This window comes from Tsukamurella pulmonis, assembly GCF_900103175.1.
Lineage (GTDB): Bacteria > Actinomycetota > Actinomycetes > Mycobacteriales > Mycobacteriaceae > Tsukamurella > Tsukamurella pulmonis.
Window position 1 is genome coordinate 3,440,590 of the sequence record NZ_FNLF01000002.1, and the last position, 21,150, is coordinate 3,461,739.

A 21,150-nucleotide genomic window follows, 5' to 3' on the forward strand; every position below is an offset into this window, starting at 1 on the left:
CGGAGCGCCGGGCGGGATCTCCCGGCCGGCGCTCGCGACGAATCACCCTCTTAGAGCATGCAGCTGACGCAGCCCTCGACCTCGGTGCCCTCGAGCGCCATCTGGCGCAGGCGGATGTAGTAGAGGGTCTTGATGCCCTTGCGCCATGCGTAGATCTGCGCGCGGTTCACGTCGCGGGTGGTGGCGGTGTCCTTGAAGAACAGCGTCAGCGACAGGCCCTGGTCCACGTGCTGGGTGGCGGCTGCGTACGTGTCGATGATCTTCTCGTAGCCGATCTCGTACGCGTCCTGGTAGTACTCCAGGTTGTCGTTGTCCATGTACGGCGCCGGGTAGTACACGCGGCCGATCTTGCCCTCCTTGCGGATCTCGACCTTCGCCGCGACGGGGTGGATCGAGCTCGTGGAGTGGTTGATGTAGCTGATCGAGCCGGTGGGCGGCACCGCCTGCAGGTTCTGGTTGTAGAGCCCGTGCTTCTGCACGTCGGACTTGAGCTCGCGCCAGTCGTCCTGGGTGGGGATGTGGATCTCGGCGTCGGCGAAGAGCCCGGCGACCTTGTCGGTGGCCGGCTTCCACTCCTGCTCGGTGTACTTGTCGAAGAACTCCCCCGAGGCGTACTTGCTGTTCTCGAAACCGCCGAAGGACTGGCCGCGCTCGCGAGCGATGTTGTTCGACGCGCGGATCGCGTGGAAGAGCACCGTGTAGAAGTAGATGTTCGTGAAGTCGACGCCCTCGTCGGAGCCGTAGAAGACCCGCTCGCGCGCCAGATAGCCGTGCAGGTTCATCTGCCCCAGGCCGATGGCATGGCTCAGCTTGTTGCCGTACTCGATCGACGGCACGGAGCTGATGTCGGTCTGGTCCGAGACGGCGGTGAGGCCGCGGATGGCGGTCTCGATGGTGGCGCCGAAGTCGGGGCTGTCCATGGTCTTCGCGATGTTCAGCGAGCCCAGGTTGCAGGAGATGTCCTTGCCGATCTCGGCGTAGGACAGGTCGTCGTTGTAGGTCGACGGGGTGCTCACCTGCAGGATCTCGCTGCACAGGTTCGAGTGGGTGATCTTGCCGGCGATCGGGTTCGCCCGGTTCACCGTGTCCTCGTACATGATGTACGGGTAGCCGGACTCGAACTGCAGCTCGGCGAGGGTCTGGAAGAACTCGCGCGCGTTGATCTTGGTCTTGCGGATCCGCGAGTCGTCCACCATCTCGTGGTACTTCTCCGAGACGTTGACATCGGCGAAGGGCACGCCGTACACCCGCTCCACGTCGTACGGGGAGAACAGGTACATGTCGTCGTTGTTCTTCGCGAGCTCGAACGTGATGTCCGGGATCACCACGCCCAGCGACAGGGTCTTGATGCGGATCTTCTCGTCCGCGTTCTCCCGCTTGGTGTCGAGGAAGCGGTAGATGTCGGGGTGGTGCGCGTGCAGGTACACCGCGCCCGCGCCCTGGCGTGCGCCGAGCTGGTTGGCGTAGCTGAACGAGTCCTCGAGCAGCTTCATGATCGGGATGACGCCCGAGCTCTGGTTCTCGATCTTCTTGATCGGGGCGCCGTGCTCGCGGATGTTGCTGAGTAGCAGCGCGACTCCGCCGCCGCGCTTGGACAGCTGCAGCGCCGAGTTGATGGAGCGGCCGATCGACTCCATGTTGTCCTCGATGCGCAGCAGGAAGCAGGAGACGGGCTCGCCGCGCTGCTTCTTGCCCGAGTTGAGGAAGGTGGGGGTGGCTGGCTGGAACCGGCCGGCGATGATCTCGTCCACCAGGTTCACGGCGAGCTTCTCGTCACCGTCGGCCAGGGTGAGCGCGACCATGCAGACGCGGTCCTCGAAGCGCTCCAGGTAGCGCTTGCCGTCGAAGGTCTTGAGCGTGTAGCTGGTGTAGTACTTGAACGCGCCGAGGAAGGTGGGGAACCGGAACTTCTTGGCGTAGGCCGCGTCGAAGAGGCCCTTGACGAACTCGCGGCTGTACTTGTTCAGCACCTCGGGCTCGTAGTAGTTCTCCTCGACGAGGTAGTCGAGCTTCTCGTCCAGGTTGTGGAAGAAGACGGTGTTCTGGTTGACGTGCTGCAGGAAGTACTGCCGCGCGGCCTCGCGGTCCTTGTCGAACTGGATGCGGCCGTCCTTGTCGTACAGGTTCAGCATCGCGTTCAGGGCGTGGAAGTCCAGCTCGCTGTGGCCGGGGCCGCCGTGGACGCCGGACTGGCTCGCGGAGGGGACGAGGTCTTCCTGTGTTGCGGTCATGAGCGCGCGCTTTCCTTGAGATCGTTGCGGGTGAAGAAGTCGACGAGACCGGTGCGGACGCGCTCGACGTCCTCGGTGGTACCCATCAGCTCGAAGCGGTACAGGTACGGGACCCGGCATTTGCGGGAGATCACATCACCCGCGTAGCAGAACTCTTCGCCGAAATTGGTGTTCCCGGCCGCGACGACGCCGCGGAGCAGGGAACGGTTGTGCTGGTCGTTGAGGAACCGGATCACCTGTTTGGGGACGTATCCCCCGCCGGAGACCGCGGTGGCCTGCTTGCCTCCGCCGTAGGTCGGGGTGATCAGGACGAACGGCTCGTCGACGGTAAGGGGCTCCTCGCCGCGCGTCACGGGGATCCGCAGCGCGCGCATGCCCAGCTTCGTCACGAATCGGTGCGTGTTCTCCGACACCGATGAGAAGTAGACGACGAGGGGCGAAGCCATCGCTACGCCGTGGCGGCGACGGCGGCGAGCGCCTTGACCCGGTCCGGGCGGAAGCCCGACCAGTGCGCGTCACCGGCGACGACGACGGGGGCCTGCAGGTAGCCGAGGGCCATCACGTAGTCGCGGGCCTCCGCGTCCTCGGTGATGTCCACCACGCGGTAGTCGAGGCCGGCCTTGTCGAGCGCCTTGTACGTGGCGTTGCACTGCACGCAGGCGGGCTTGGTGTAGACGGTGATCTCGACCTGGCTCATGGACGGCTCCCCTTCGCTGGACGGTCCCGAAGACTGCTCGGAACCCGATTATCGACCTACGGACTGACAAGTTTTCTCGCCACGTTTACCTGCGTGAACTCGGTCGACCCAGGGACTCCTCAACGACGTCCCCGCACCTCCCGGACCGCCTTTCGGCTCGTCCGCTCGCGCAGTGGACTGAACACTACACCTAGTGGTGCCCCCGAGGAAGCGACACAACCACTTGCGAACAACATTCGTGGAATTACCAGCTCGCAAGACCCCGTTCGGGGCGTTTTTCATCGTGAATCCCCAGGACACGCCGAGGATCGCCGACACGCCGATCCGACACGCCCGGCACCGTCGAGCCGCGCTCCGCAGGCGCGTCGGACCGCCCTCCGCGGGCGCTACCGGACGGGTGCCACGAGGCGCTCGAGGAGGTCGCCCGCACGGCGGGCGACGGCGTCGTGCCCGCGCACCGACCGCCCCTCGAGACCGGAGATCGGGAACTCCTCGACGAGCCCCTCCGGCACCTCGCCGCCGGCGATGGTGACGGCACGCTCGGCGTCCGCGAGCGTGGTGTCCAGGCGGTGTCCGACGCCCGCCAGGGCGACGCGCTTGCCCGAGAGCGCGCTGGCGCCGTAGGGCCGCGAGCCCCAGTCGATGACGTTCTTGAGCACGGCGCTGAGGGTGCCGTTGTTGGGCGGGGCGAGCAGCAGCAGGGCGTCGGCGGCGGCGATCCGGTCGCGCAGGGCCGCGGCGGCGGCCGGTGCCGTCTCCCCGTCGATGTCCTCGTTGTAGAAGGGCACCTCGGCGATGCCCTCGGCGATCTCGACACGCACCCCCTCGGGCGCGTTGGCCACGGCGACCTCGGCCAGTTCACGGTTGAGCGAGCTGCTGCGCAGCGATCCGACGACGGCGAGCACGGTGATGTCCGACATGTTCCTCAGTTCTCCTGACGTTCTCGGGCGGCCCACCCCGAGCCGCGTCCGAACACGCTAACGGACTTCGGTCCGGATTTCTTCCCCGGGATCATGGTGAGTGCAAAAACCGCACGGTAGGCTCCATCCGATGACCGGACCACTCCTCCCCCTCGCGCAGCCGGCGGCCGAGCCGCGGCGCGACGCCGCCCGAAACCGCGAGCTGCTGATCGACGCGGCGCAGCGGCTCTTCGCCGAGCGCGGCGTCGACGCGGTGAGCATGGACGCGGTGGCGCAGGCGGCCGGTGTGGGCAAGGGCACGGTGTTCCGCCGTTTCGGTTCGCGCGCGGGCCTGTTGCAGGCGCTGCTCGATCACGACGAGACGGAGCTGCAGCAGCGCTTCATGTTCGGCCCACCGCCGCTGGGCCCCGGCGGCGATCCCGTGCACCGCCTCACCGAGTACGGCAAGGCCCGGATGCAGCTCATCGCGCGCCACGGGGATCTGCTGCGCGGCGCCGAGCAGGCGGCCCGGGACCCCTACGACGAGCCGCCGTGGCGGGTCTCGGCGATGACGGTGCGCGCGATGCTGGTCGAGGCCGGGTGCACGGACAGCACCGCGGTCTGGGCGGCCGCGCTGATGGCCACTCTGAGCCCCGGCTGGGTGCTGCACCAACTCGCCGCGGGCGTCGCACAGGACGAGCTCGAGAGCGTGTGGGCGCAGCACGTGCACCTAGTGACCGCGCTCTGAGATCTTCGCCAGGTACGCGAACCGGTCGTTGGCCACGCGCATCGCGATCTCGTAGGGCAGCGCGAACTTGCGCTTCCAGAAGTAGCCGAAGCGCGTGTCCAGCGAGGTGTAGACGATGAACCGGTTGTGCAGGACGCCGTCGACGATGGCCTGCGCGGCCTTCTCCGCCGTCACCTTCGGGAACGCGTCGATCCCCTTGTTCACCTTCGGGTTGCCGCGGTCCACCCCATTGATCTCGACGGTCTTCACCAGGCCCGTCTCCACCGCGCCGGGCACGACCACCGAGACGCCGATCCCGTGGCGGCGCAGGTCGTAGCGGAGCACCTCGGAGACGCCGACGAGGCCGAACTTGGCGGCCGAGTAGGCGGCGTGCCACGGCAGTGCGATCAGCCCGGCGGTGGACGAGACGTTGACCAATTGACCACCGCGGCCGGCGGCGATCATCGGTGGGACGAACGTCTCGATCACGTGGATCGGGCCCATGAGGTTGACGTCCACGGTCTTGCGCCACTGCTCGTGCGTCAGGTTCTCGACGGTGCCCCACACCGCGATCCCCGCGACGTTCATCACCACGTCCAGGGAGCCGGCGGCGGCGTGCACCTCGTCGGCGAAGGCCCGGACGGCGTCGTAGTCGGAGACGTCGAACGCCCTGGACGCGATGACCTTCGCGCCCAGGGCGGTGACGTGGCGGGTGACGGCGTCGAGCTGCTCGGCGTTGATGTCGGTCAACACCAGCTCGGCGCCGTGCGCCGCGAGAAGATTCGCGGTAGCGCGGCCGATCCCGCTGGCCGCACCGGTGACGAGGACCTTCTTCCCCTTCAGGTCCTTGACCGGCGTGCTCATGTGGACGAGCCGGACGATATCGCGCAATGCCATGTCGCCAGCTTGCCAGATCGGGCCGCGCTACCGCTTCCGCCGGGGCGTGACGTCCCCGACGGAAGTCGGTGCAGCGTGTGCTACTTCGGCAGCAGCGCGCCGGCGCTCAGGATCGCCTTGAGGATCTCCTGGGCGGCGGCCGGTCCCTGCGCGGACTGCAGGGAGTTGAACGCCTGCGGGCTCGAGATCAGGGTGTTCACCAGCTGCTGCCCCTGCGTGCTGGTCAGGAACTCGGCGGCCTTGGGGCCCATCTCGAACAGGGTGTTCACCCCCAGCGGCTGGGCCTGTCCGGGGATCGAGATCGTGGGCAGCTGCGGCAGCGCGAGCTGCCCGAGGCCCGGGATCGTGACCGTCGTGCCCTGCGGCGCGGCGGCCGGAGCCGGCGCGGCGGGGGCGGCCGGAGCGACGGCCCCGGCCTGGGGTGCACCGCCCTGGAGCATCGGCACGCCCGAGACGATCGGCGACGGTGCGGTGCCGCCGGTGCTCGGTGCCACGGGCGCCGCGGCGGCCGGTGCACCCGGCACGGCCGGGACGATCGGGGTCTGGGCGGGTGCCGCAGGAGCCGCGGCGGCCGGGGCCGCGGGAGCGGCGGCGGCGGGAGCGGCGGGCGCGGCGGCGGCCGGGGCGGCCGGAGCTGCCGCAGCCGGGGCGGCGGGCGCGGCCGGGGTCACGGGCACGGCAGGGTCGACCTGCGGCGCGACGGGCTGCTGCACCGGCTGATCGACGACGCCGCCCGGCACGACCTTGCCGGTCAGCTGCTGGATCACGCCGTTGGTGAGCACCGAGGCGTACTGGGTCTGCCCCTCGCGCGAGGTCAGCAGCGCCGCATCGTCGGCGTTGGCGAGGTTGCCCAGGTTGGCGTAGACGAGCGGGATGTTGACCAGTGAGGCCAGGGCGTTGGTGGTCTTCGCGATGCCGTCCTTGCCGCCGAGGTACTCGGCGGGCACGAAGCCGCCGGCGCGGGAGGCGTCGCGGATCACGGTGGTCGCCGGATCGCTGACCGCCTGCTGCGGCGTGGCCTTGCCGTCGGCAGCCGGGGCGGGGGTCTCGAGCAGGAAGCCGCGCTGGGCCGCTTCCTGGACGGCGCTGTTGATGCTCACGGCCAGGTCGGCGCCCGACTTGTTGGCGGCCTCCGCGCGCTGGTCGACGCAGCCGCCGAAGCCGGCGTCGTCGGCGCGGGACATGACGACCTTGGCGCCCTGGGTCTTGAGCGCTGCCTCGACCATCTTGGCCACGGCGAAGTTCACGGAGTGATCGGGCGTGCCGTTGGAGGCGATGGCCACGGGGTTGACGCACGGCACCTGGCCACCGCGGCCGTCGGCCACCTTCTTGGCCTGGTCGACGGCGGACGCGACGGAGGAGCCGGCGTCGAGGAACACGGTCTTGCCGGACAGCGGCTGAGCCGGGGCGGCGGGGGCGGGGTCGGCGGACGCGAGGCCGGGCGCACCGAACAGCGCGACGGCCGCGGTCGCAAGCGAGCCTGCGAGGACACGGGTCTTCTTCATGGGCAGCTGGGCGCCGGGGAAGTGGCGCCGCTCTCCTTCCAAGTCTCTTGTGCAACTTTCGTCACATCAGTCACACGAGAAACAGTCAACCATCAATTGAGACTTTAGGAAAATCCCACCTGCGATCGTTACCGAAACGTTATCCGATTCGAGGGGTGGTCAGTCTTCGAGGATCGACGAATCCGACTGCGCCGCAGCGGAGTACCGCAGCAGGGAGAGCACCGCCTGCGGGTCGGCGGGCGCGTCCGGCCCCGCCACGCACCCCTCGACCCGGCGGCGGACGGCCCCCTCGTCGAGCCCGATCCCCAGGAAAACCAGGACCGACGGCGGACCGCTGCGCCGTCCGCGCTCGAGCGCCGTGCGGACGTGGCGGCCGACGGCGTGCACCTCCAACCTGGTCCCGTCGGCGACGGTGACGAAGCCCTTCGCCCGGAACGCACCCGCCGGCGGATCGGTGAGCAACGCCGCGGTCGCGCGAGCGTCGAGCACCCCGGTCTCGACGGTGACCGCCGTGTAGTCGTCGTGCAGGTGCCCGTGCCCGTGATGAGCGTCGTGCGCGTGTTCGTGCTCCATCTCGCGCAACGCCTCGTCGAGCGTGAGCTGGCGCGGCGAGTCCTTCCGGTCGGCGGCGCGGCGCGCGAGCACCTCCCCGTCGATGAGCAGTTCCACCGGCACCACCGCGTCGACGGTGCCGATCACCGGGGCGGACGGCGCGTGCCGACGCACCAGCTCCCGCGCCGCGTCGGGGTCCGTGGCCAGGTCGATCTTGTTGAGCACCACGAGGTCGGCGAGCGCCAGGTGGTGGCGCAGCGACGGGTGCCGCTCCATCGTGCCGGCGAGGTGCGCCGCGTCCGCGACGTAGACCAGTCCGCCGTAGTCGATCCGCGGGTCGGTCGCGAGCACCACGCGACGCACCATCGCCGCGGGCTCGGCGAGGCCGGACGCCTCGACCACGATCAGGTCGAGATCGCGCGCGGCGAGCGTCCCGAGGACGTCCTCGAGCTCGTCGTCGTCGACGGTGCAGCAGACGCACCCGTTGCTCAGCGAGACGGTGCGCACGGAGCCGCCGCCCGCGGCGCTCGAGACCAGCATCGCGTCGATGTTGACGGCCCCGAAGTCGTTGACCACCACGCCGATCCTCGCGTCACCCGCCCCGGAGAGCAGGTGGTTGAGCAGCGTGGATTTTCCCGCCCCCAAGTACCCGGCGACCACCACGACGGGGACCGGCCGCGCACTCATGGCGCGCAGTCCTCGCACAGCACCGCCAGCTCGCGGTCCTGCGGAGGCGCGAGGTTGGCGACGTTCGAGGTGGGCGTCCCGCACTGCACGCACCGGCCGATCCGCCGGGTGTCGTCGGAGAAGTCGACGCGCATCCGCCGGTCGAAGACGTACATCGAGCCCTCCCACAGCCCGCGGTCGCCGAACCGTTCGCCGTAGCGGGCGATGCCGCCCTCGAGTTGGTACACCTCGGAGAAGCCGCGGCGGCGCATCACGGCACTGAGCACCTCGCACCGCACGCCGCCGGTGCAGTAGGTGATCACCGGCCGGTCCTTGAGATGGTCGTACTCCCCCGCGTCGAGGAGCGTCACGAAGTCTCGGGTGGTCGTCGCCGGGGTCACGACGGCGCCGGAGAAACGGCCGATCTCGGCCTCGATGGCGTTGCGGCCGTCGAAGAAGACGGCGTCGGGCTTCTCCTCCAGCAGCGCGTGCACCTCGTCGGGCGACAGGTGCACCCCGCCGCCGACGACGCCGGACTCGTCGATCTCCAGCTCCCCGGGGACACCGAAGGTGACGATCTCCTCGCGCACCTTCACCGAGAGCTTCGGGAAGTCCTCGGCGGAACCGTCGGACCACTTCACGTCGGCGGTCTTGAAGGGCGGGTACTCGCGGGTCGCGCGCACGTACCGCTTGACCGCACGGATCTCTCCGCCGACGGTGACGTTGATCCCGTGCCGGGAGACGATGATCCGGCCGCGGAGACCGTTCGCCTCACACAGCGCCCGCTGCCAGAGCCGGATCGCCTCCGGATCGGCCAGCGGGGCGAACACGTAGAACAGCACGATCTTGCCCATGACGCCGTTCATCCTATCGGCACGCGCCCGGGCGTCTCTTGCACTCAGCGTGCGCGCAAGGGTTCCCGCGCGTCGCCGCGATCCGTTCACTGTGTCGCATGCCTTTTCGCCTCCCCCGCCGCACCGCGACGCTCGGCACCGCGCTGGTCGCGGCCCTCGCCGCGGCCGCGTGCTCGCCGTCGACGGGGCCCGCGTACGACCCGGCCGCGCCCATCCCGGACCGGGTTCCGGCGGAGACCGTCATCACCGTCGCCGATCAACAGTCCCTGATCAAGACGCTGCTCACCGCCTCCGGGGAGGCGGACTCGCTGGGCTTCCGGGTGAAGTTCGCCGACTTCGCCGGCGGCCCCGCGATCCTCGAGTCGTTCCGCGCCGATGCGGCGCAGGTCGCTATCGTCGCCGACGTACCGCCGATCCACGCGCAGATCGCTCGGTTCCCCAGCCCGATCATCAAGGCCTGGCAGCTCGACCGCGGCGGCGTCTCGACGGTCGCCCGCCCGGGCGTCCCGCTGCACACCGCCGCGGACCTGCGCGGGCGCAAGATCGGCTATGCGGAGGGCACCGCCCACCAGGCCATGGTGCTGCGCCTGCTGCGCTCGGCGGGCCTGTCCAAGCACGACGTCCAGCTGGTCCCGCTGCAGCTCACCGAGGTGGGTGAGGCCCTCGGCGCCGGCCAGATCGACGTCGCGCCGTTGATGGAGCCGATCAGCACCAAGTACCGCCTCGCCCACCCGGACGCACAGGTGCTGCCCGACGCGCTCTCGCAGGCCGCCCAGTCCGGCCTGATGTTCCTGTACTCGCCGCAGTCCGCGCTGGCGAACCCCGCCCGCGCCGCCGCCCTCAAGCGGCTCTCCGCCGCCATCGACCGGGCCCGCGCGTGGGCGGACGCGGACAAGAACCGCTGGATCGACACCTATTACGCGGGGGCGCTCAAGATCCCCGCCGCCGTCGGCCGCATCGCGTACGAGGGCCAGGGCACCTGGCGCGCCCTCCCCCTCGACCGCGCGCTCGTCGCGCGGCAACAGGACACCATCGACACCCTCGCCGCGTTCGGCGAGATCCCGGGCGGCCGCATCTCGGCCGACGGTTCCGTCGACTTCCGATTCGCCACCGACCCCACGACCTAAGGCCTCCCGTGACCTCACCTCCCCTCGGCCGCCTCGGTAGCGGCCTCGCCGCCGACGTCCCCCCGGAGCAGCGCCCCGGCGCGTTCGATCCGGACCACGAGCTGCTCCCCCGCGCCTCGACCCGCCGCGCGCTCGTCGACTCGCGCCCGATCGGCGCCTGGATCCTCGCGGGCCCCGCGCTGGTCGTCGCCCTGTGGGCCGCGGGCTCCGCGACCGGGACCATCCCCGACACCGTGCTCTCCGCGCCGTGGACGGTGGCGCACACGGCGTGGAACCTCGCGCTCGACGGCTCGCTGTGGTCCAACGTCTGGGCGTCCGCGCAACGCGCGATCGTCGGCGGCGTCCTCGGCGTGAGCCTGGCCGTAGTGCTGGCCCTGTTCTCCGGCCTCACCCGTCCCGGCGAGGCCCTCATCGACGGCACGGTCACCATCTACCGGGCGATCCCCGCCCTCGCGCTGCTCCCGCTGTTCATCGTCTGGTTCGGCATCGGCGAGGAGATGAAGATCGTCCTCATCACGCTCGCGGTCGCCACCCCCGTCTACCTCAACACCCACGCCGGCCTGCGCGGGATCGACCGCAAGTACGTCGAACTCGCGGAGACGGTGGGGCTGAGCCGAGCGAAGTTCGTGCGCCACATCGCGATCCCGGGTGCGCTGCCCGGGTTCTTCACGGGCCTGCGCCTGGGCGCGACGGTCGCGTGGCTCGCGCTCGTGGTGGTGGAGCAGGTCGGCGCCTCCGACGGCATCGGCTACCTCATGTACAAGGCGCGCCTGTACGGCCTCACCGACGTCATCGTCGTCGGCCTCGCCGTGTACGCGCTCCTCGGCTTCAGCACCGATCTCCTCGTCCGCTTCTCCGCACGAAAGGCCCTCTCATGGCAGAGCACCCTGGCCCACTGAGCACCACCTCCGACGACGACCGTCCGGTGATCGAGGCGCGGAACCTGGTGCGCGGCTTCGACGGTCGTGCGGTCCTGCGCGGGGTCGACCTGACCATCCGGCGCGGCGAGTTCGTGGCATTGCTCGGTCGCTCCGGCTCGGGCAAGTCCACGCTGCTGCGCGCCATCGCAGGACTCGACGACGGTGTCCCGGGATCCGGTGTGCTGGAGGTCGATCCGCGGCGGGCCGTGGTCTTCCAGGATTCGCGCCTGTTGCCGTGGTCGCGGGTGCTCGACACCGTGATCCTCGGCCTCCCCGGCGCCGACGCCGCCGAGATCGGCCGCGCACTACTGCGCGAGGTGGGCCTCGACGGCCGGGAGAAGGCGTGGCCGCGCGAGCTCTCCGGGGGCCAGCAGCAGCGGGTCGCCCTGGCCCGCAGCCTGGTCCGCGAGCCCGCCGTGCTCCTGGCCGACGAGCCCTTCGGCGCGCTCGACGCGCTGACCAAGCTCAAGATGCACGACCTGCTGCGCGGCCTGGTGGCGCGGCACCGGCCCGGGGCCCTGCTGATCACCCACGACGTCGACGAGGCGATCGCGCTCGCCGACCGCATCCTCGTGCTGGACCACGGAATCCTGTCCGTGGACGTCGTCGTCCGCGACGGTGACGGCCGTCGCCCCGGTGAACCCGGTTTCGCCGAGCTCCGCGAACGGCTGCTGGACGCCCTCGGCGTCGAGCAGGAGCCGGCGGTCGCCGCGACCGCATGAACATCCCCGACCACGCCCGCGGATACGAGGACTTCCCGGGGCGCATCGCCCGCTCCGAGGCCGAATCGGAGCCGGCCTGGCCGCCGCACGTGCGCGCCCGGCCCGACGCGCCCAACATCATCGTGGTGCTCGTCGACGACATGGGCTTCTCCGACATCGGACCGTACGGTTCGGAGATCCCGACGCCCCACCTCGACGCCCTCGCCGCCCGCGGCATCGTCTCGACCAACCACCACACGACGCCCGTCTGCTCCCCCGCCCGCGCGGCGCTGCTGACCGGCCTCAACCCGCACCGCGCCGGATACGGCTCCGTCGCGAACTCCGATCCCGGCTTCCCCAACCTGCGCCTGAGCCTCGCCGAGGACGTGCTCACCCTGCCGGAGATCCTGCGCACCTCGGGCTACGCGACCTACGCCGTGGGCAAGTGGCATCTGGCGAAGGACTCGCGGCTCGGACCGGACGCCGACCGCTCGTCGTGGCCCGTGCAGCGCGGCTTCGACCACTACTACGGCTCCCTGGAGGGGCTGAACTCCTTCTTCCACCCGAACCAGCTGGTGCGCGACAACACCGTCGACCCGGTGACCGAGTACCCCGAGGGCTTCTACGTCACCGACGCGCTCACCGACACCGCGGTCTCGTGGATCAAGGACCTGCGGGCGCACGACGCGGACAAGCCCTTCTTCCTGTACTTCGCGCACATCGCGATGCACGGCTCGCTGCAGGTCAAGGGCGAGGACCTGCCCCGCGGGGAGCTCGACTACGCCCGCGGCTGGGACGTCGTGCGCGAGCAGCGGTTCGCCCGGCAGCAGGAGCTCGGACTGTTCGGCCCCGACGTCCGGCCGGCGCGCCGCAACAACGAGCCCGGCTACGACGTGCCTCCGTGGGACGAGCTCGATCCCGAGCGACAGCGGCGGTTCGCGAAGTACATGCAGGTGTACGCGGCGATGGTGCGCACCGTCGACGACAGCCTGGGCCGGCTGTTGGACACCGTCGAGCAACTGGGCGAGCTGGAGAACACGATCGTCGTCTTCACCTCCGACAACGGCGGGACCGCCGAGGGCGGCCCGGAGGGCACCCGCAGCTACTTCGCGGAGTTCGTGAAGTTCGCCGACGGTGTCGGCCCGGAGGGCTGGGAGGGCGACGTCGACCACCCGGAGGAGCTCATCGGCACCGCGCGACTCGGCGTGCACTACCCGCGCGGCTGGGGGCAGGTGTCCAACACGCCCTTCCGGTTCTACAAGGGGCAGACCTTCGCGGGCGGCGTCCGCGTGCCGTTCGTCCTGTCCTGGCCCGCGGGCCTGCCGGATGCGCGCGGCGTGCGCGAGCAGTTCTCCTTCGTCACCGACGTGGCTCCCACGCTGCTGGATCTGGCGGGCGTGCCCACGCCCACGCATCGGCACGGGCTTCCCGCGCAGGAGCGTGACGGTCTCTCGCAGCGCGTCGCCTGGGTCGACGCCGGCGCGCCGTCGGCCCGCACCCGGCAGTACTCGGAGTTCCGCGGGCACCGCGGCTACTACCGCGACGGCTGGAAACTGTTGAGCCTGCACGACCGGGGCGACGATCCGCTCGCCCCGCGCTGGCAGCTCTTCGACAACCGGGCCGACCCGGCGGAGACCACCGACCTCGCCGCGCAGCACCCCGACCTGGTCGCGGAGCTGGCCGCCGAGTGGGAGCACGAGGCCTGGCGCAACACGGTCTTCCCGATCGTGACCGACGGTTCCACCCGCGATCCCGCGGAGCAGCGCCTCGCCGCGCCCGTGCGGCTACTGCCCGGCACACCCGTGCTCGAGCGGTACCGTTCGGCCAAACTGGTGCAGTACCGGGACTTCCGCGTCGACATCGACGTCGAGATCGCTGCCGGTGCCGAGGGCGTCCTCGTCGCACACGGCGACGCCCTGGGCGGCTACCTCGTCTACGTCGAGGACGGCGCGGCGGTGCTCGGCTACAACGCCTACGGCCGGTACGCGGAGACCCGCTCGGGCCCCGTCGCACCGGGACGGCGGACCGTCACCCTCACCGCGACGGTGCGCCCGAACCTGCGGTGGGACCTCGCGCTCGCGGTCGACGGCGCCGAGGCCGCCCTGCTCCCGGACCGCGTCCAGCTCATCGGCATGGCGCCGTGGACCGGCATCTCCGTCGGCCTCGACGCCCGTGGTCCCGTCGCCTGGGAGCTGCGCGGGCGCCGCGGCACCTTCCCGTACTCCGGTGCGCTGCACGCGGTCACGTACACGCCGGGTGCCGTCGGCGTCCCGTCGAACGACATCGACCGCCTGCAGCAGGAGGCCGAGGAGGAGGCGGACTGAGCGGATTGCGCCCGCGCTGAACGCAACCCTGGCCCCGTCGGCCCGGATCGGGTGAGCTGGATGCACTACGACGCACGTAACGGACCCCGGAGGCAGCCATGACCGCAACGCTCGATCCCACCACCGTCTCGCCCGAGATCACCGTGACCAAGCTGGGCGAACACATCGGCGCGATCGTGCACGGGGTGCGGCTCGGCGGCGACATCGACGACGCCACCGCCGAGACGGTCTTGGACCTCCTGGCCGAGCACGAGGTGATCTTCTTCCGCGACCAGCACCACCTCGACGACGCCGGCCAGCACGCGCTCGCGCGCCGCCTGGGGGTGCCGACCACCCCGCACCCGACGGTCCGCTCGGACTCCGATCTGCTGCCGATCGAAGGCGCGGCGAACAGCTGGCACACCGACGTCTCCTTCGTCGACCGCGTGCCCAAGGCGTCGATCCTGCGCCCCGTCGTCCTGCCGCCGCACGGCGGGAACACGACGTGGGCGTCCACCACCCGCGCGTACGACCGGCTGCCGGCGCCGCTCAAGGCGCTCGCGGACAACCTCCGCGCCATCCACACCAACGACTACGACTACGCCGGCCACAACGCCACCTACCAGCGCGCCGAGTACCACCGCGAGTTCATCCGGAACATCTTCGAGGCGGATCACCCCGTGGTGCGCGTGCACCCGGAGACCGGCCGACGGTCGCTGCTGCTGGGCCACTTCGTGAAGTCCTTCGCGGGCCTGAGCACGCAGGACTCGGCGCCGATCCTCGCACTGCTGCAGCGGCGGATCGAGAACCCCGACAACACCGTCCGCTGGGCGTGGCAGCCGGGTGACGTGGCGATCTGGGACAACCGCTCGACGCAGCACTTCGGTATCAACGACTACGGCGACCACCAGCGACTGCTGCGCCGCGTGACGCTCGCGGGCGATCTGCCCGTCGGCGTGGACGGCCGGGAGGGCGTGGCGCTCAAGGGCGACGCGTCGGACTACGCGCCGGTCACGCCCGCCCGCGCCCGAGGCTGATCCAGCCAGCGCAGGACCTGCTGATAGACGGCGTCCGAGCGCAACAGAGTGAAGTGATGGGCTCCGCCGAGGTGCATCCCCGCCTCGGCGGTGAAGCCGATGCGGCGGGCCTTCCCACGGCCCGCCGCGCTCGGCGCGAGCACGAGGCCGTCGCCGATGAGGCGGCCCACGGGATTCGCGCCGCTGCGGGTCACGGTCGCGGCGACGAAGTAGTGATCGGCGCCGTCCAGGAGGGGCACCTCTGCGGCGACGGCCCGGCCCAGCGCGTCCGCGTCCCGATCGCGCCAGTCCTCGTCGACGATCGACCCGCCGCGCAGGTCGCGGATCCCCGCGCTGCGGCGCCGCAGCAGCCGGCCGAAGGGCGCGGTCTCGGGCACGGCCATCAGGGCCGCGCTGCCGTAGTGGGCGGCCTGCTCGAGCGGGGCGCCCAGGTGCGGCGTCCCCAGGCTGACGGTGGCCGACACCGCTGCAGGCCAGGCCATGACGGCCCCGTCGGCCGAATGCGCCGCACTGCGGGCGACGAGGCCGCCCATGGAGTGACCGAGGAGCACGATGTCCTCGACGGGAACGGGCCATGCTTCGACGAGCCGCTCGATCAGCTCGGCGACGTCGCGGCCGTTGTCGCTGATGTGTCGGCCACTGTTGTAGCGCACGTAGACCGGCGTGTACCCGAGGTCGACCGCGAGTCGCACCCCGTAGTCGTCGGCCTCGAGACCGCCGACGCCCCAGGCGTGTTCGGTCTCGGTGAGCCCGTGCAGCAGCACCACGACGCGACCGGTGGCACCGTCGAAGACCTCCGTCGGATCCAGCCTGCCGGGCGGTACCGGCCCGTCGCCCAGATGCACGACGGCGCCGTCGACGCGAACCGTCACGGGGTCCGCGGCCAGCGGTGAGCCCTGCGACTCGAGGTCGTCTCCGATGAGCCCAAGCACGGCGCCGATCAGCGCCGCCCCGCGCGCCGTCTCCGACGGGGGCCGCTCCCCCGGCCAGTCCGCACCGACCGAAGCGACCCGCCCGACGGTGCGCGCGACGGTGCCGATGGTCGCGTAGACGCCGTCGGTGATGCCGTCGTGCAGCGCCCGCACGGGGGCGACGGCCGGGCCGACACCGCGCCGGACGTATCGGAACACCCGATCGGAGATCGCCCGGTGTACGCCGTGCACCCCGTCCGCGGTGCCGGCGATCTCGCTGCAGCCCAGCTCAGCGAGAGCACGCACCTCGGCGCGCCGACGATCCCGGACAGCGTTCATGGGAATTGAGTGTACGAGTGTGCACTCTCACTGTCCAGCAGCGTCAGGCGCGGCACTCCCAGCCGGCGGCGACCCAATCGGCGGACGGCATGCAGTTGCGGCCGTCGAGCAGCACGGGGTTGCGCACGACCGCGCCGACCACGGCCGGGTCGAGCTCGCGGAACTGCGTCCACTCGGTGAGCACGAGCACCACGTCGGCGCCCTCGCAGGCCTCCAGCGCCGTGGTGGCGTAGTCCAGGGTCGGGAAGACGCGGCGCGAGTTGTCCATGGCCTCGGGGTCGTACACCGAGACCGCCGCGCCCTGCAGCTGGATCTGGCCCGCGATGTTGAGCGCCGGCGAGTCGCGCACGTCGTCGGAATCCGGCTTGAAGGCGGCACCGAGCACGGCCACCTTGGCGCCGAGCAGCGAGCCGCCGCAGGCCTCCCGCGCCAGGTCCACCATGCGGGTGCGGCGGCTCATGTTGATCGCGTCGACCTCGCGGAGCAGGCCGTGCATGTGGCCGGCACCGAGCTCGCCCGAGCGGGCCATGAAGGCGCGGATGTCCTTGGGCAGGCAGCCGCCGCCGAAGCCGATACCGGCGCCGAGGAACTTGCGGCCGATGCGGGTGTCGACGCCGATCGCATCGGCGAGCGCGACCACGTCGGCGCCCGCGGCCTCGCAGACCTCGGCGACGGCGTTGATGAACGAGATCTTGGTCGCCAGGAAGGCGTTCGCGGAGATCTTCACCAGTTCGGCCGTGGCGGTGTCGGTGACGAAGAACGGGGTGTCGCGGGCGAGGATCCCGGCGTAGACCTCGCGGGCGACCTCCTCGGCGCGGCCGCCGGGCTCGACGCCGAGCACGAGACGGTCGGGCTCGAGGGTGTCCTTGACGGCGTGGCCCTCGCGCAGGAACTCGGGGTTCCAGGCGAACTCGACGTTCACCCCGGCCGGCACCAGTTCGGCGGCGCGGGCGCGCAGCAGGTCGGTGGTGCCGACGGGGACGGTCGACTTGCCGAGGATCACCGCATCGCGACGCAGGTGCGGCACGAGCGAGTCGATCACGGAGTTCACGTACGTCATGTCGGCGGCGAACTCACCCTTGCGCTGCGGCGTGCCGACGGCGATGAAGTGCACGTCGCCGAACTCGCCCGCCTCCTCGTAGGAGTCCGTGAAGCGCAGCCGGCCGGCCTCGATGTTCCGCTTGAGTACCGCGGGGAGCCCGGGCTCGTGGAAGGGCACCTTGCCCTCCGACAACGCGGCGATCTTGCTGAGGTTGACGTCGACTCCGAGCACCTCGTGGCCCAGCTCCGCCATGCACGCCGCGTGCGTGGCTCCCAGGTACCCCGTACCCAGCACTGTGATCTTCATGTGCCGAAAGTAGGTCCGCGACAGCGCGACACGGAAGGGCCGCGCGCCGGAGTTGGGCAAGGGTTACGCGGGGATTCACACCCGCGCCCGACGCGATCCCGCGCGTTCGCCTCGGGGTGGCCTCGGGTTCGCCTCGGCGTTACTGGGGCGGCGCGGCGGGATCGTCCGCTTCGGGCGCCGCGGGACGGGATGCGGGAGTGCTCGGGGCCGACGGGCCCGACGGGGCCGACGGGGCCGGGGGCGCACCGTCGGACGGGGCGGCCCCGCGGCGGGGCTCGCGGCCCTCACGCCCCTTGAGGATGCGCTTGGGCAGGCGGTTGACCAGATCGCTCATCGGGTTGACCGCGGCGGTCATGAGCGCGACGGCCTCGTTGAGCTCTGCCACGACGTCGGGGAGCTGGGAGACGGCGTCCAGCGTGCCGCCGGGGGCGATGGCGCGCTCGATCGCGCCCTCCTGACCGAGCAACTGATCGACGATGCCGCCGTCGGCGATCGCGCGGTCGATCACGCCGTTCGGCTCGGTGAGCTTGTCGATGAGCCCGTCCTGGCCGGTGATCTTGTCGAGCACGCCGTCCTTGGCGGCCAGCTTGTCGAGGACGCCGCCCTTCTCGGTGAGCTTGTCCAGCACGCCGTCCTTGGACATGAGCTTCTCGAGCACGCCGTCGGGCGCGGTGAGCTTGTCGATGACGCCGCCCTCGGACGTCAGGCGCTCGAGCACGCCCTCGGACTCGGTGATCTGGTCGACGACGCCGCCGGGGCGAGTGAGCCGGTCCAGGGGGCCGCCCTCGGTGGTCAGTCGGGTGACGGGACTGTCCTCCTTGGTGGCCTGGTCGAGCAGGCCACCGGGGGCGGTCAGCTTCTCGAGCATGCCGCCGGGCTCGGTGAGCCGGTCGACGACGCCGCCGGGCTTGAGCACGCGGTCGAGCGGCCCGCCGCGGGAGAGGATGATGCCGACCGGGCGGTCGGGTTCGAGCAACTGCGCCAGGCGCTGCAGCAGCTGCATCGGGGTGACGGAGCTGATCTCCGCGTCGACGTGCAGCGCGTTGCTCACCTCCGACTCGACGTTCTGCACGGCGAAGCGGGTGACGGCGACGCCGCCCTCGACGGCCGACATCGCGGCGTCGGCGGTCGAGAAGACGACGCGCAGCGGTGTGGTCACGATGCCCTTGAGGTCCATAGCCGCCCATCGTAGGGGGCGCGGTGAGAGGATCAGCGGTGAATTCACTCAATGAGCGAGGGCGGAGTACCGCTCGGAGGACTTCGGGGGCACCTCGTTCGACCGAGCACCTACGCCGACCCGCGGACGGCCTCCGTCGCCTCGTCGCGGCCGCTCTCCGGATGCCGGAGAGTCTCGTAGATCCTGGCGAATCCCTCCGCACCGTGCCCGGCCTCGCGCTGGCGATGGATCAGAGCCTGGATCGCCGCGATCGTCGTCGAGTCGACCCCCGCCTCCTCGCTGGTGCGCAGGATGTCCGACAGGTCGGAGAAGTCCAGGCTCTGCTGTCCCGGCACGCTGTAGTCGCCGCCGTCGATGATCGCGGCGTCGGCGGCGAAGTGCGCGACGAGCGACTCGATCAGCGGGATCGTGCGAGAGGCGAAGTCCTGAGCGGACATTCCCACCGTGGCCGCCATCGCCGCGCCGTGGAAGAGGCCCGCGAACATGTGGTACATGCCGGACAGCATGGCCAGGTCGATCAATGAGGCGGCCCCGGCGTCCGGGCCGTCGTAGACGCCTTCGGCCCACGGCGCGAGCAGGTCGCGGTGCCGCGCGAACACGTCCGGCGCACCGCTGTAGAGGATCCGCGCCACGGGGGTTCCGATCTGGTAGGGCGTGGCCATGATGGCGCCGTTGAGATATTCGACGTCGTGCTCGGCCGCCCACCGGCCGAGCTCTCGAGCCTCGTCGGGCGTCGTGGTCGTGAGGTCGATCAGCGTTCGGCCGCGGAGCGATGCCGCGACGGGGTCGAGCGTCTCCCGGACCGACGCGTACCGCAACAGGCAGGTGACCACCAGCCCGTTGCGTGCGATCGCCTCGGCGGGCGTCTCCGCGGAGGCGGCGCCGCGGGCGACGAGCGGAGCGGCGCGTTCGGGAGTGCGATTCCAGACGGTGACCGCCCGGCCCTGGTCCAGCATGCGGCCGGCGAGCGCGGCACCCATCTGCCCGAGGCCGAGCAGGGTGAGTCCGGGAGCGGTGGGATTCGACGTGTTCGTGGTCATGCCCTCATCGTGGGCGGTAGCATCCGATTGCGTAAGTACCGACTAAATACTGCGGTACTTACCAAAAGGTGAGTATGGAGGTCATCATGGCGGACACACCGAGGTGCGGCCCGTACATCTGCGGGCTCGACGCCGCACTCGACGTGGTCAGCGGCAAATGGAAGGTCCTCATCCTGTGGGAGCTCGAGGCGTACAGCGTGCGGCGGTTCGCGGAGTTGCGCCGCGGCCTACCGGGCGTGAGCGAGAAGATGCTCACCCAGCACCTACGTGAGATGGAGCAGGACGGGCTGCTCACGCGGAAGGTGTACCCGCAGGTGCCGCCCAAGGTCGAGTACTCGCTCACCGCATCGGGCCGCACGCTCAACACCGCCCTCGCCCCGCTCGGCGACTGGGGCCGCGAGCGCATGCGGCGCGACGGCCTCGACACCGTCCCCCACTCGCGAAGCGCGGAAGCGTCGGAAGAAGTTGACGCGTCGGAGATCTCCGACATATCCTCGACGGCGTGACCACCGAGACGGAGAGCACCGATCGCGTCTTCCTCGCGCTCGCCAATCCGGTCCGCCGCGAACTCCTCCGGATCCTCGCCGACGGGCCACTCGCCGCGGGAGAACTCAGCGAGCGGTTCACGCTGAGCCGCCCGGCTGTCGCGGAGCACCTGAAGGTGTTGCGTGACGCCGGGCTCGTCGCGGACTCCCCCGACGGACGCCGCCGGATCTACCGGCTCACTGCGGAGCCGCTGGCGGAGCTCGGCGACTGGTTGCACCCGTTCGAGAAGTTCTGGCGCGCACGACTGTCCGCGCTGGCCGACGTCGCCGAGGAGTTGCAATGAGCACAATCACCCTGGACCAGTACGTGGCGGCACCGCCCGCCACGGTGTGGCGCGCGCTGACGGAGCCCGAGCTCGTGGCCCGATGGTGGGCCGCGGGCGACATCTCCGCCGAGGTGGGGCACGAGTTCACCTTGGACATGCCGGGTTTCGGCGCGCAGCCGTGCCGAGTGCTGGAGTCGGTGGCGCCCGAACGCTTCGTCTACACCTTCACTCCCGCGTGGACGCTGACCTGGACGCTGGCCCCCGAGGGGCGCGGCACCAGGGTGCTCCTCGAGCACAGCGGATTCGACCTGGACGACAAGCGGATGGCCGCGGCCTTCGAGCGCATGGGCCCCGGCTGGCGCGATCAGGTGCTGCCGCGGCTGGCGCAGGTCGCCGCCGAGGTGTGAC

At 70.8% G+C, this 21,150-nt stretch carries 21 protein-coding genes; 9 read left to right on the forward strand and 12 right to left on the reverse strand.

The features are described 5' to 3' along the window. Positions 1-50: 50 nt before the first annotated feature. From nrdE to BLQ62_RS16885, 4 genes are all read right to left on the reverse strand, one after another. Positions 51-2,231: a class 1b ribonucleoside-diphosphate reductase subunit alpha gene (gene nrdE / locus BLQ62_RS16870; protein WP_068529391.1), complete on the reverse strand. Its 2,181-nt coding sequence runs from the start codon at positions 2,229-2,231 to the stop codon at positions 51-53. After that, positions 2,228-2,677, reverse strand: a complete 450-nt coding sequence (gene nrdI / locus BLQ62_RS16875; RefSeq protein WP_068529387.1) for a class Ib ribonucleoside-diphosphate reductase assembly flavoprotein NrdI — start codon at positions 2,675-2,677, stop codon at positions 2,228-2,230. Before nrdI ends, nrdE begins: the two co-directional genes overlap by 4 nt. 2 nt (positions 2,678-2,679) lie before the next feature. Next, a complete protein-coding gene (gene nrdH, locus BLQ62_RS16880; RefSeq protein WP_068567921.1) occupies positions 2,680-2,928 on the reverse strand; it encodes a glutaredoxin-like protein NrdH in 249 nt (82 codons plus the stop codon). A 386-nt stretch (positions 2,929-3,314) separates the two neighbouring features. Further along, positions 3,315-3,848 carry an NAD(P)H-dependent oxidoreductase gene (locus BLQ62_RS16885; protein ID WP_068567923.1) on the reverse strand — a complete coding sequence of 178 codons (534 nt, stop codon included), beginning with the start codon at positions 3,846-3,848 and terminating at the stop codon, positions 3,315-3,317. 130 nt (positions 3,849-3,978) lie between these two features. Between BLQ62_RS16885 and BLQ62_RS16890 the strand changes: the two genes are divergently transcribed. Next, the gene (locus tag BLQ62_RS16890; protein ID WP_068567927.1) at positions 3,979-4,575 is read left to right on the forward strand and encodes a TetR/AcrR family transcriptional regulator; all 597 of its coding nucleotides are present in this window, start codon (positions 3,979-3,981) and stop codon (positions 4,573-4,575) included. Here BLQ62_RS16890 and BLQ62_RS16895 read toward each other — a convergent pair. From BLQ62_RS16895 to trhO, 4 genes are all read right to left on the reverse strand, one after another. Next, positions 4,558-5,451 (reverse strand): SDR family oxidoreductase, encoded by an 894-nt coding sequence (locus tag BLQ62_RS16895; RefSeq protein ID WP_068529373.1) that lies wholly within the window; start codon positions 5,449-5,451, stop codon positions 4,558-4,560. The genes BLQ62_RS16890 and BLQ62_RS16895 overlap by 18 nt on opposite strands. 80 nt (positions 5,452-5,531) lie before the next feature. Next, positions 5,532-6,956: an N-acetylmuramoyl-L-alanine amidase family protein gene (locus BLQ62_RS24370; RefSeq protein WP_083350814.1), complete on the reverse strand. Its 1,425-nt coding sequence runs from the start codon at positions 6,954-6,956 to the stop codon at positions 5,532-5,534. Positions 6,957-7,115: 159 nt separating this feature from the next. Beyond that, positions 7,116-8,195 (reverse strand): CobW family GTP-binding protein, encoded by a 1,080-nt coding sequence (locus BLQ62_RS16905; RefSeq protein ID WP_068568319.1) that lies wholly within the window; start codon positions 8,193-8,195, stop codon positions 7,116-7,118. Beyond that, on the reverse strand, positions 8,192-9,028 hold the full coding sequence (gene trhO / locus BLQ62_RS16910; RefSeq protein ID WP_068530467.1) for an oxygen-dependent tRNA uridine(34) hydroxylase TrhO: 837 nt from the start codon (positions 9,026-9,028) through the stop codon (positions 8,192-8,194). Before trhO ends, BLQ62_RS16905 begins: the two co-directional genes overlap by 4 nt. Before the next feature lie 98 nt (positions 9,029-9,126). Between trhO and BLQ62_RS16915 the strand changes: the two genes are divergently transcribed. The 5 genes from BLQ62_RS16915 to BLQ62_RS16935 all read left to right on the forward strand — a co-directional run bounded on the left by BLQ62_RS16915 (position 9,127) and on the right by BLQ62_RS16935 (position 15,116). Further along, on the forward strand, positions 9,127-10,155 hold the full coding sequence (locus BLQ62_RS16915) for an ABC transporter substrate-binding protein (protein WP_068568317.1): 1,029 nt from the start codon (positions 9,127-9,129) through the stop codon (positions 10,153-10,155). 8 nt (positions 10,156-10,163) lie between these two features. Continuing rightward, the gene (locus BLQ62_RS16920) at positions 10,164-11,054 is read left to right on the forward strand and encodes an ABC transporter permease (RefSeq protein WP_068529360.1); all 891 of its coding nucleotides are present in this window, start codon (positions 10,164-10,166) and stop codon (positions 11,052-11,054) included. Then, on the forward strand, positions 11,030-11,797 hold the full coding sequence (locus tag BLQ62_RS16925) for an ABC transporter ATP-binding protein (protein ID WP_068568315.1): 768 nt from the start codon (positions 11,030-11,032) through the stop codon (positions 11,795-11,797). Before BLQ62_RS16920 ends, BLQ62_RS16925 begins: the two co-directional genes overlap by 25 nt. Next, positions 11,794-14,100: an arylsulfatase gene (locus BLQ62_RS16930; RefSeq protein WP_068568313.1), complete on the forward strand. Its 2,307-nt coding sequence runs from the start codon at positions 11,794-11,796 to the stop codon at positions 14,098-14,100. The genes BLQ62_RS16925 and BLQ62_RS16930 overlap by 4 nt, the downstream gene beginning before the upstream one ends. Before the next feature lie 98 nt (positions 14,101-14,198). Further along, positions 14,199-15,116, forward strand: coding sequence for a TauD/TfdA dioxygenase family protein (locus BLQ62_RS16935; protein ID WP_068568311.1), 918 nt, complete (start codon positions 14,199-14,201; stop codon positions 15,114-15,116). On the opposite strand, the gene BLQ62_RS16940 is transcribed toward BLQ62_RS16935, so the two are convergent. The 4 genes from BLQ62_RS16940 to BLQ62_RS16955 form a co-directional block, all read right to left on the reverse strand. Further along, positions 15,080-16,366, reverse strand: a complete 1,287-nt coding sequence (locus BLQ62_RS16940; RefSeq protein ID WP_068568310.1) for an esterase/lipase family protein — start codon at positions 16,364-16,366, stop codon at positions 15,080-15,082. The two genes, BLQ62_RS16935 and BLQ62_RS16940, sit on opposite strands and share 37 nt — an antisense overlap. A gap of 43 nt (positions 16,367-16,409) precedes the next feature. After that, complete coding sequence (locus BLQ62_RS16945; RefSeq protein ID WP_068568307.1) at positions 16,410-17,714, reverse strand: UDP-glucose dehydrogenase family protein; 1,305 nt, start codon at positions 17,712-17,714, stop codon at positions 16,410-16,412. 139 nt (positions 17,715-17,853) lie between these two features. Continuing rightward, entirely contained in the window at positions 17,854-18,891 is a 1,038-nt protein-coding gene (locus BLQ62_RS16950; RefSeq protein WP_068568305.1) for a hypothetical protein, read from the reverse strand. A gap of 110 nt (positions 18,892-19,001) precedes the next feature. Beyond that, positions 19,002-19,931, reverse strand: coding sequence for an NAD(P)-dependent oxidoreductase (locus BLQ62_RS16955; protein ID WP_068568304.1), 930 nt, complete (start codon positions 19,929-19,931; stop codon positions 19,002-19,004). Between the two features lie 86 nt (positions 19,932-20,017). Between BLQ62_RS16955 and BLQ62_RS16960 the strand changes: the two genes are divergently transcribed. From BLQ62_RS16960 to BLQ62_RS16970, 3 genes are read left to right on the forward strand one after another with little or no spacing between them, the layout of a single operon-like run. After that, the gene (locus tag BLQ62_RS16960; protein WP_068568385.1) at positions 20,018-20,437 is read left to right on the forward strand and encodes a winged helix-turn-helix transcriptional regulator; all 420 of its coding nucleotides are present in this window, start codon (positions 20,018-20,020) and stop codon (positions 20,435-20,437) included. Beyond that, positions 20,434-20,760 carry an ArsR/SmtB family transcription factor gene (locus tag BLQ62_RS16965; protein WP_068568302.1) on the forward strand — a complete coding sequence of 109 codons (327 nt, stop codon included), beginning with the start codon at positions 20,434-20,436 and terminating at the stop codon, positions 20,758-20,760. Before BLQ62_RS16960 ends, BLQ62_RS16965 begins: the two co-directional genes overlap by 4 nt. Beyond that, positions 20,757-21,149: an SRPBCC family protein gene (locus tag BLQ62_RS16970; RefSeq protein WP_068568300.1), complete on the forward strand. Its 393-nt coding sequence runs from the start codon at positions 20,757-20,759 to the stop codon at positions 21,147-21,149. The genes BLQ62_RS16965 and BLQ62_RS16970 overlap by 4 nt, the downstream gene beginning before the upstream one ends. Position 21,150: the final 1 nt, after the last annotated feature.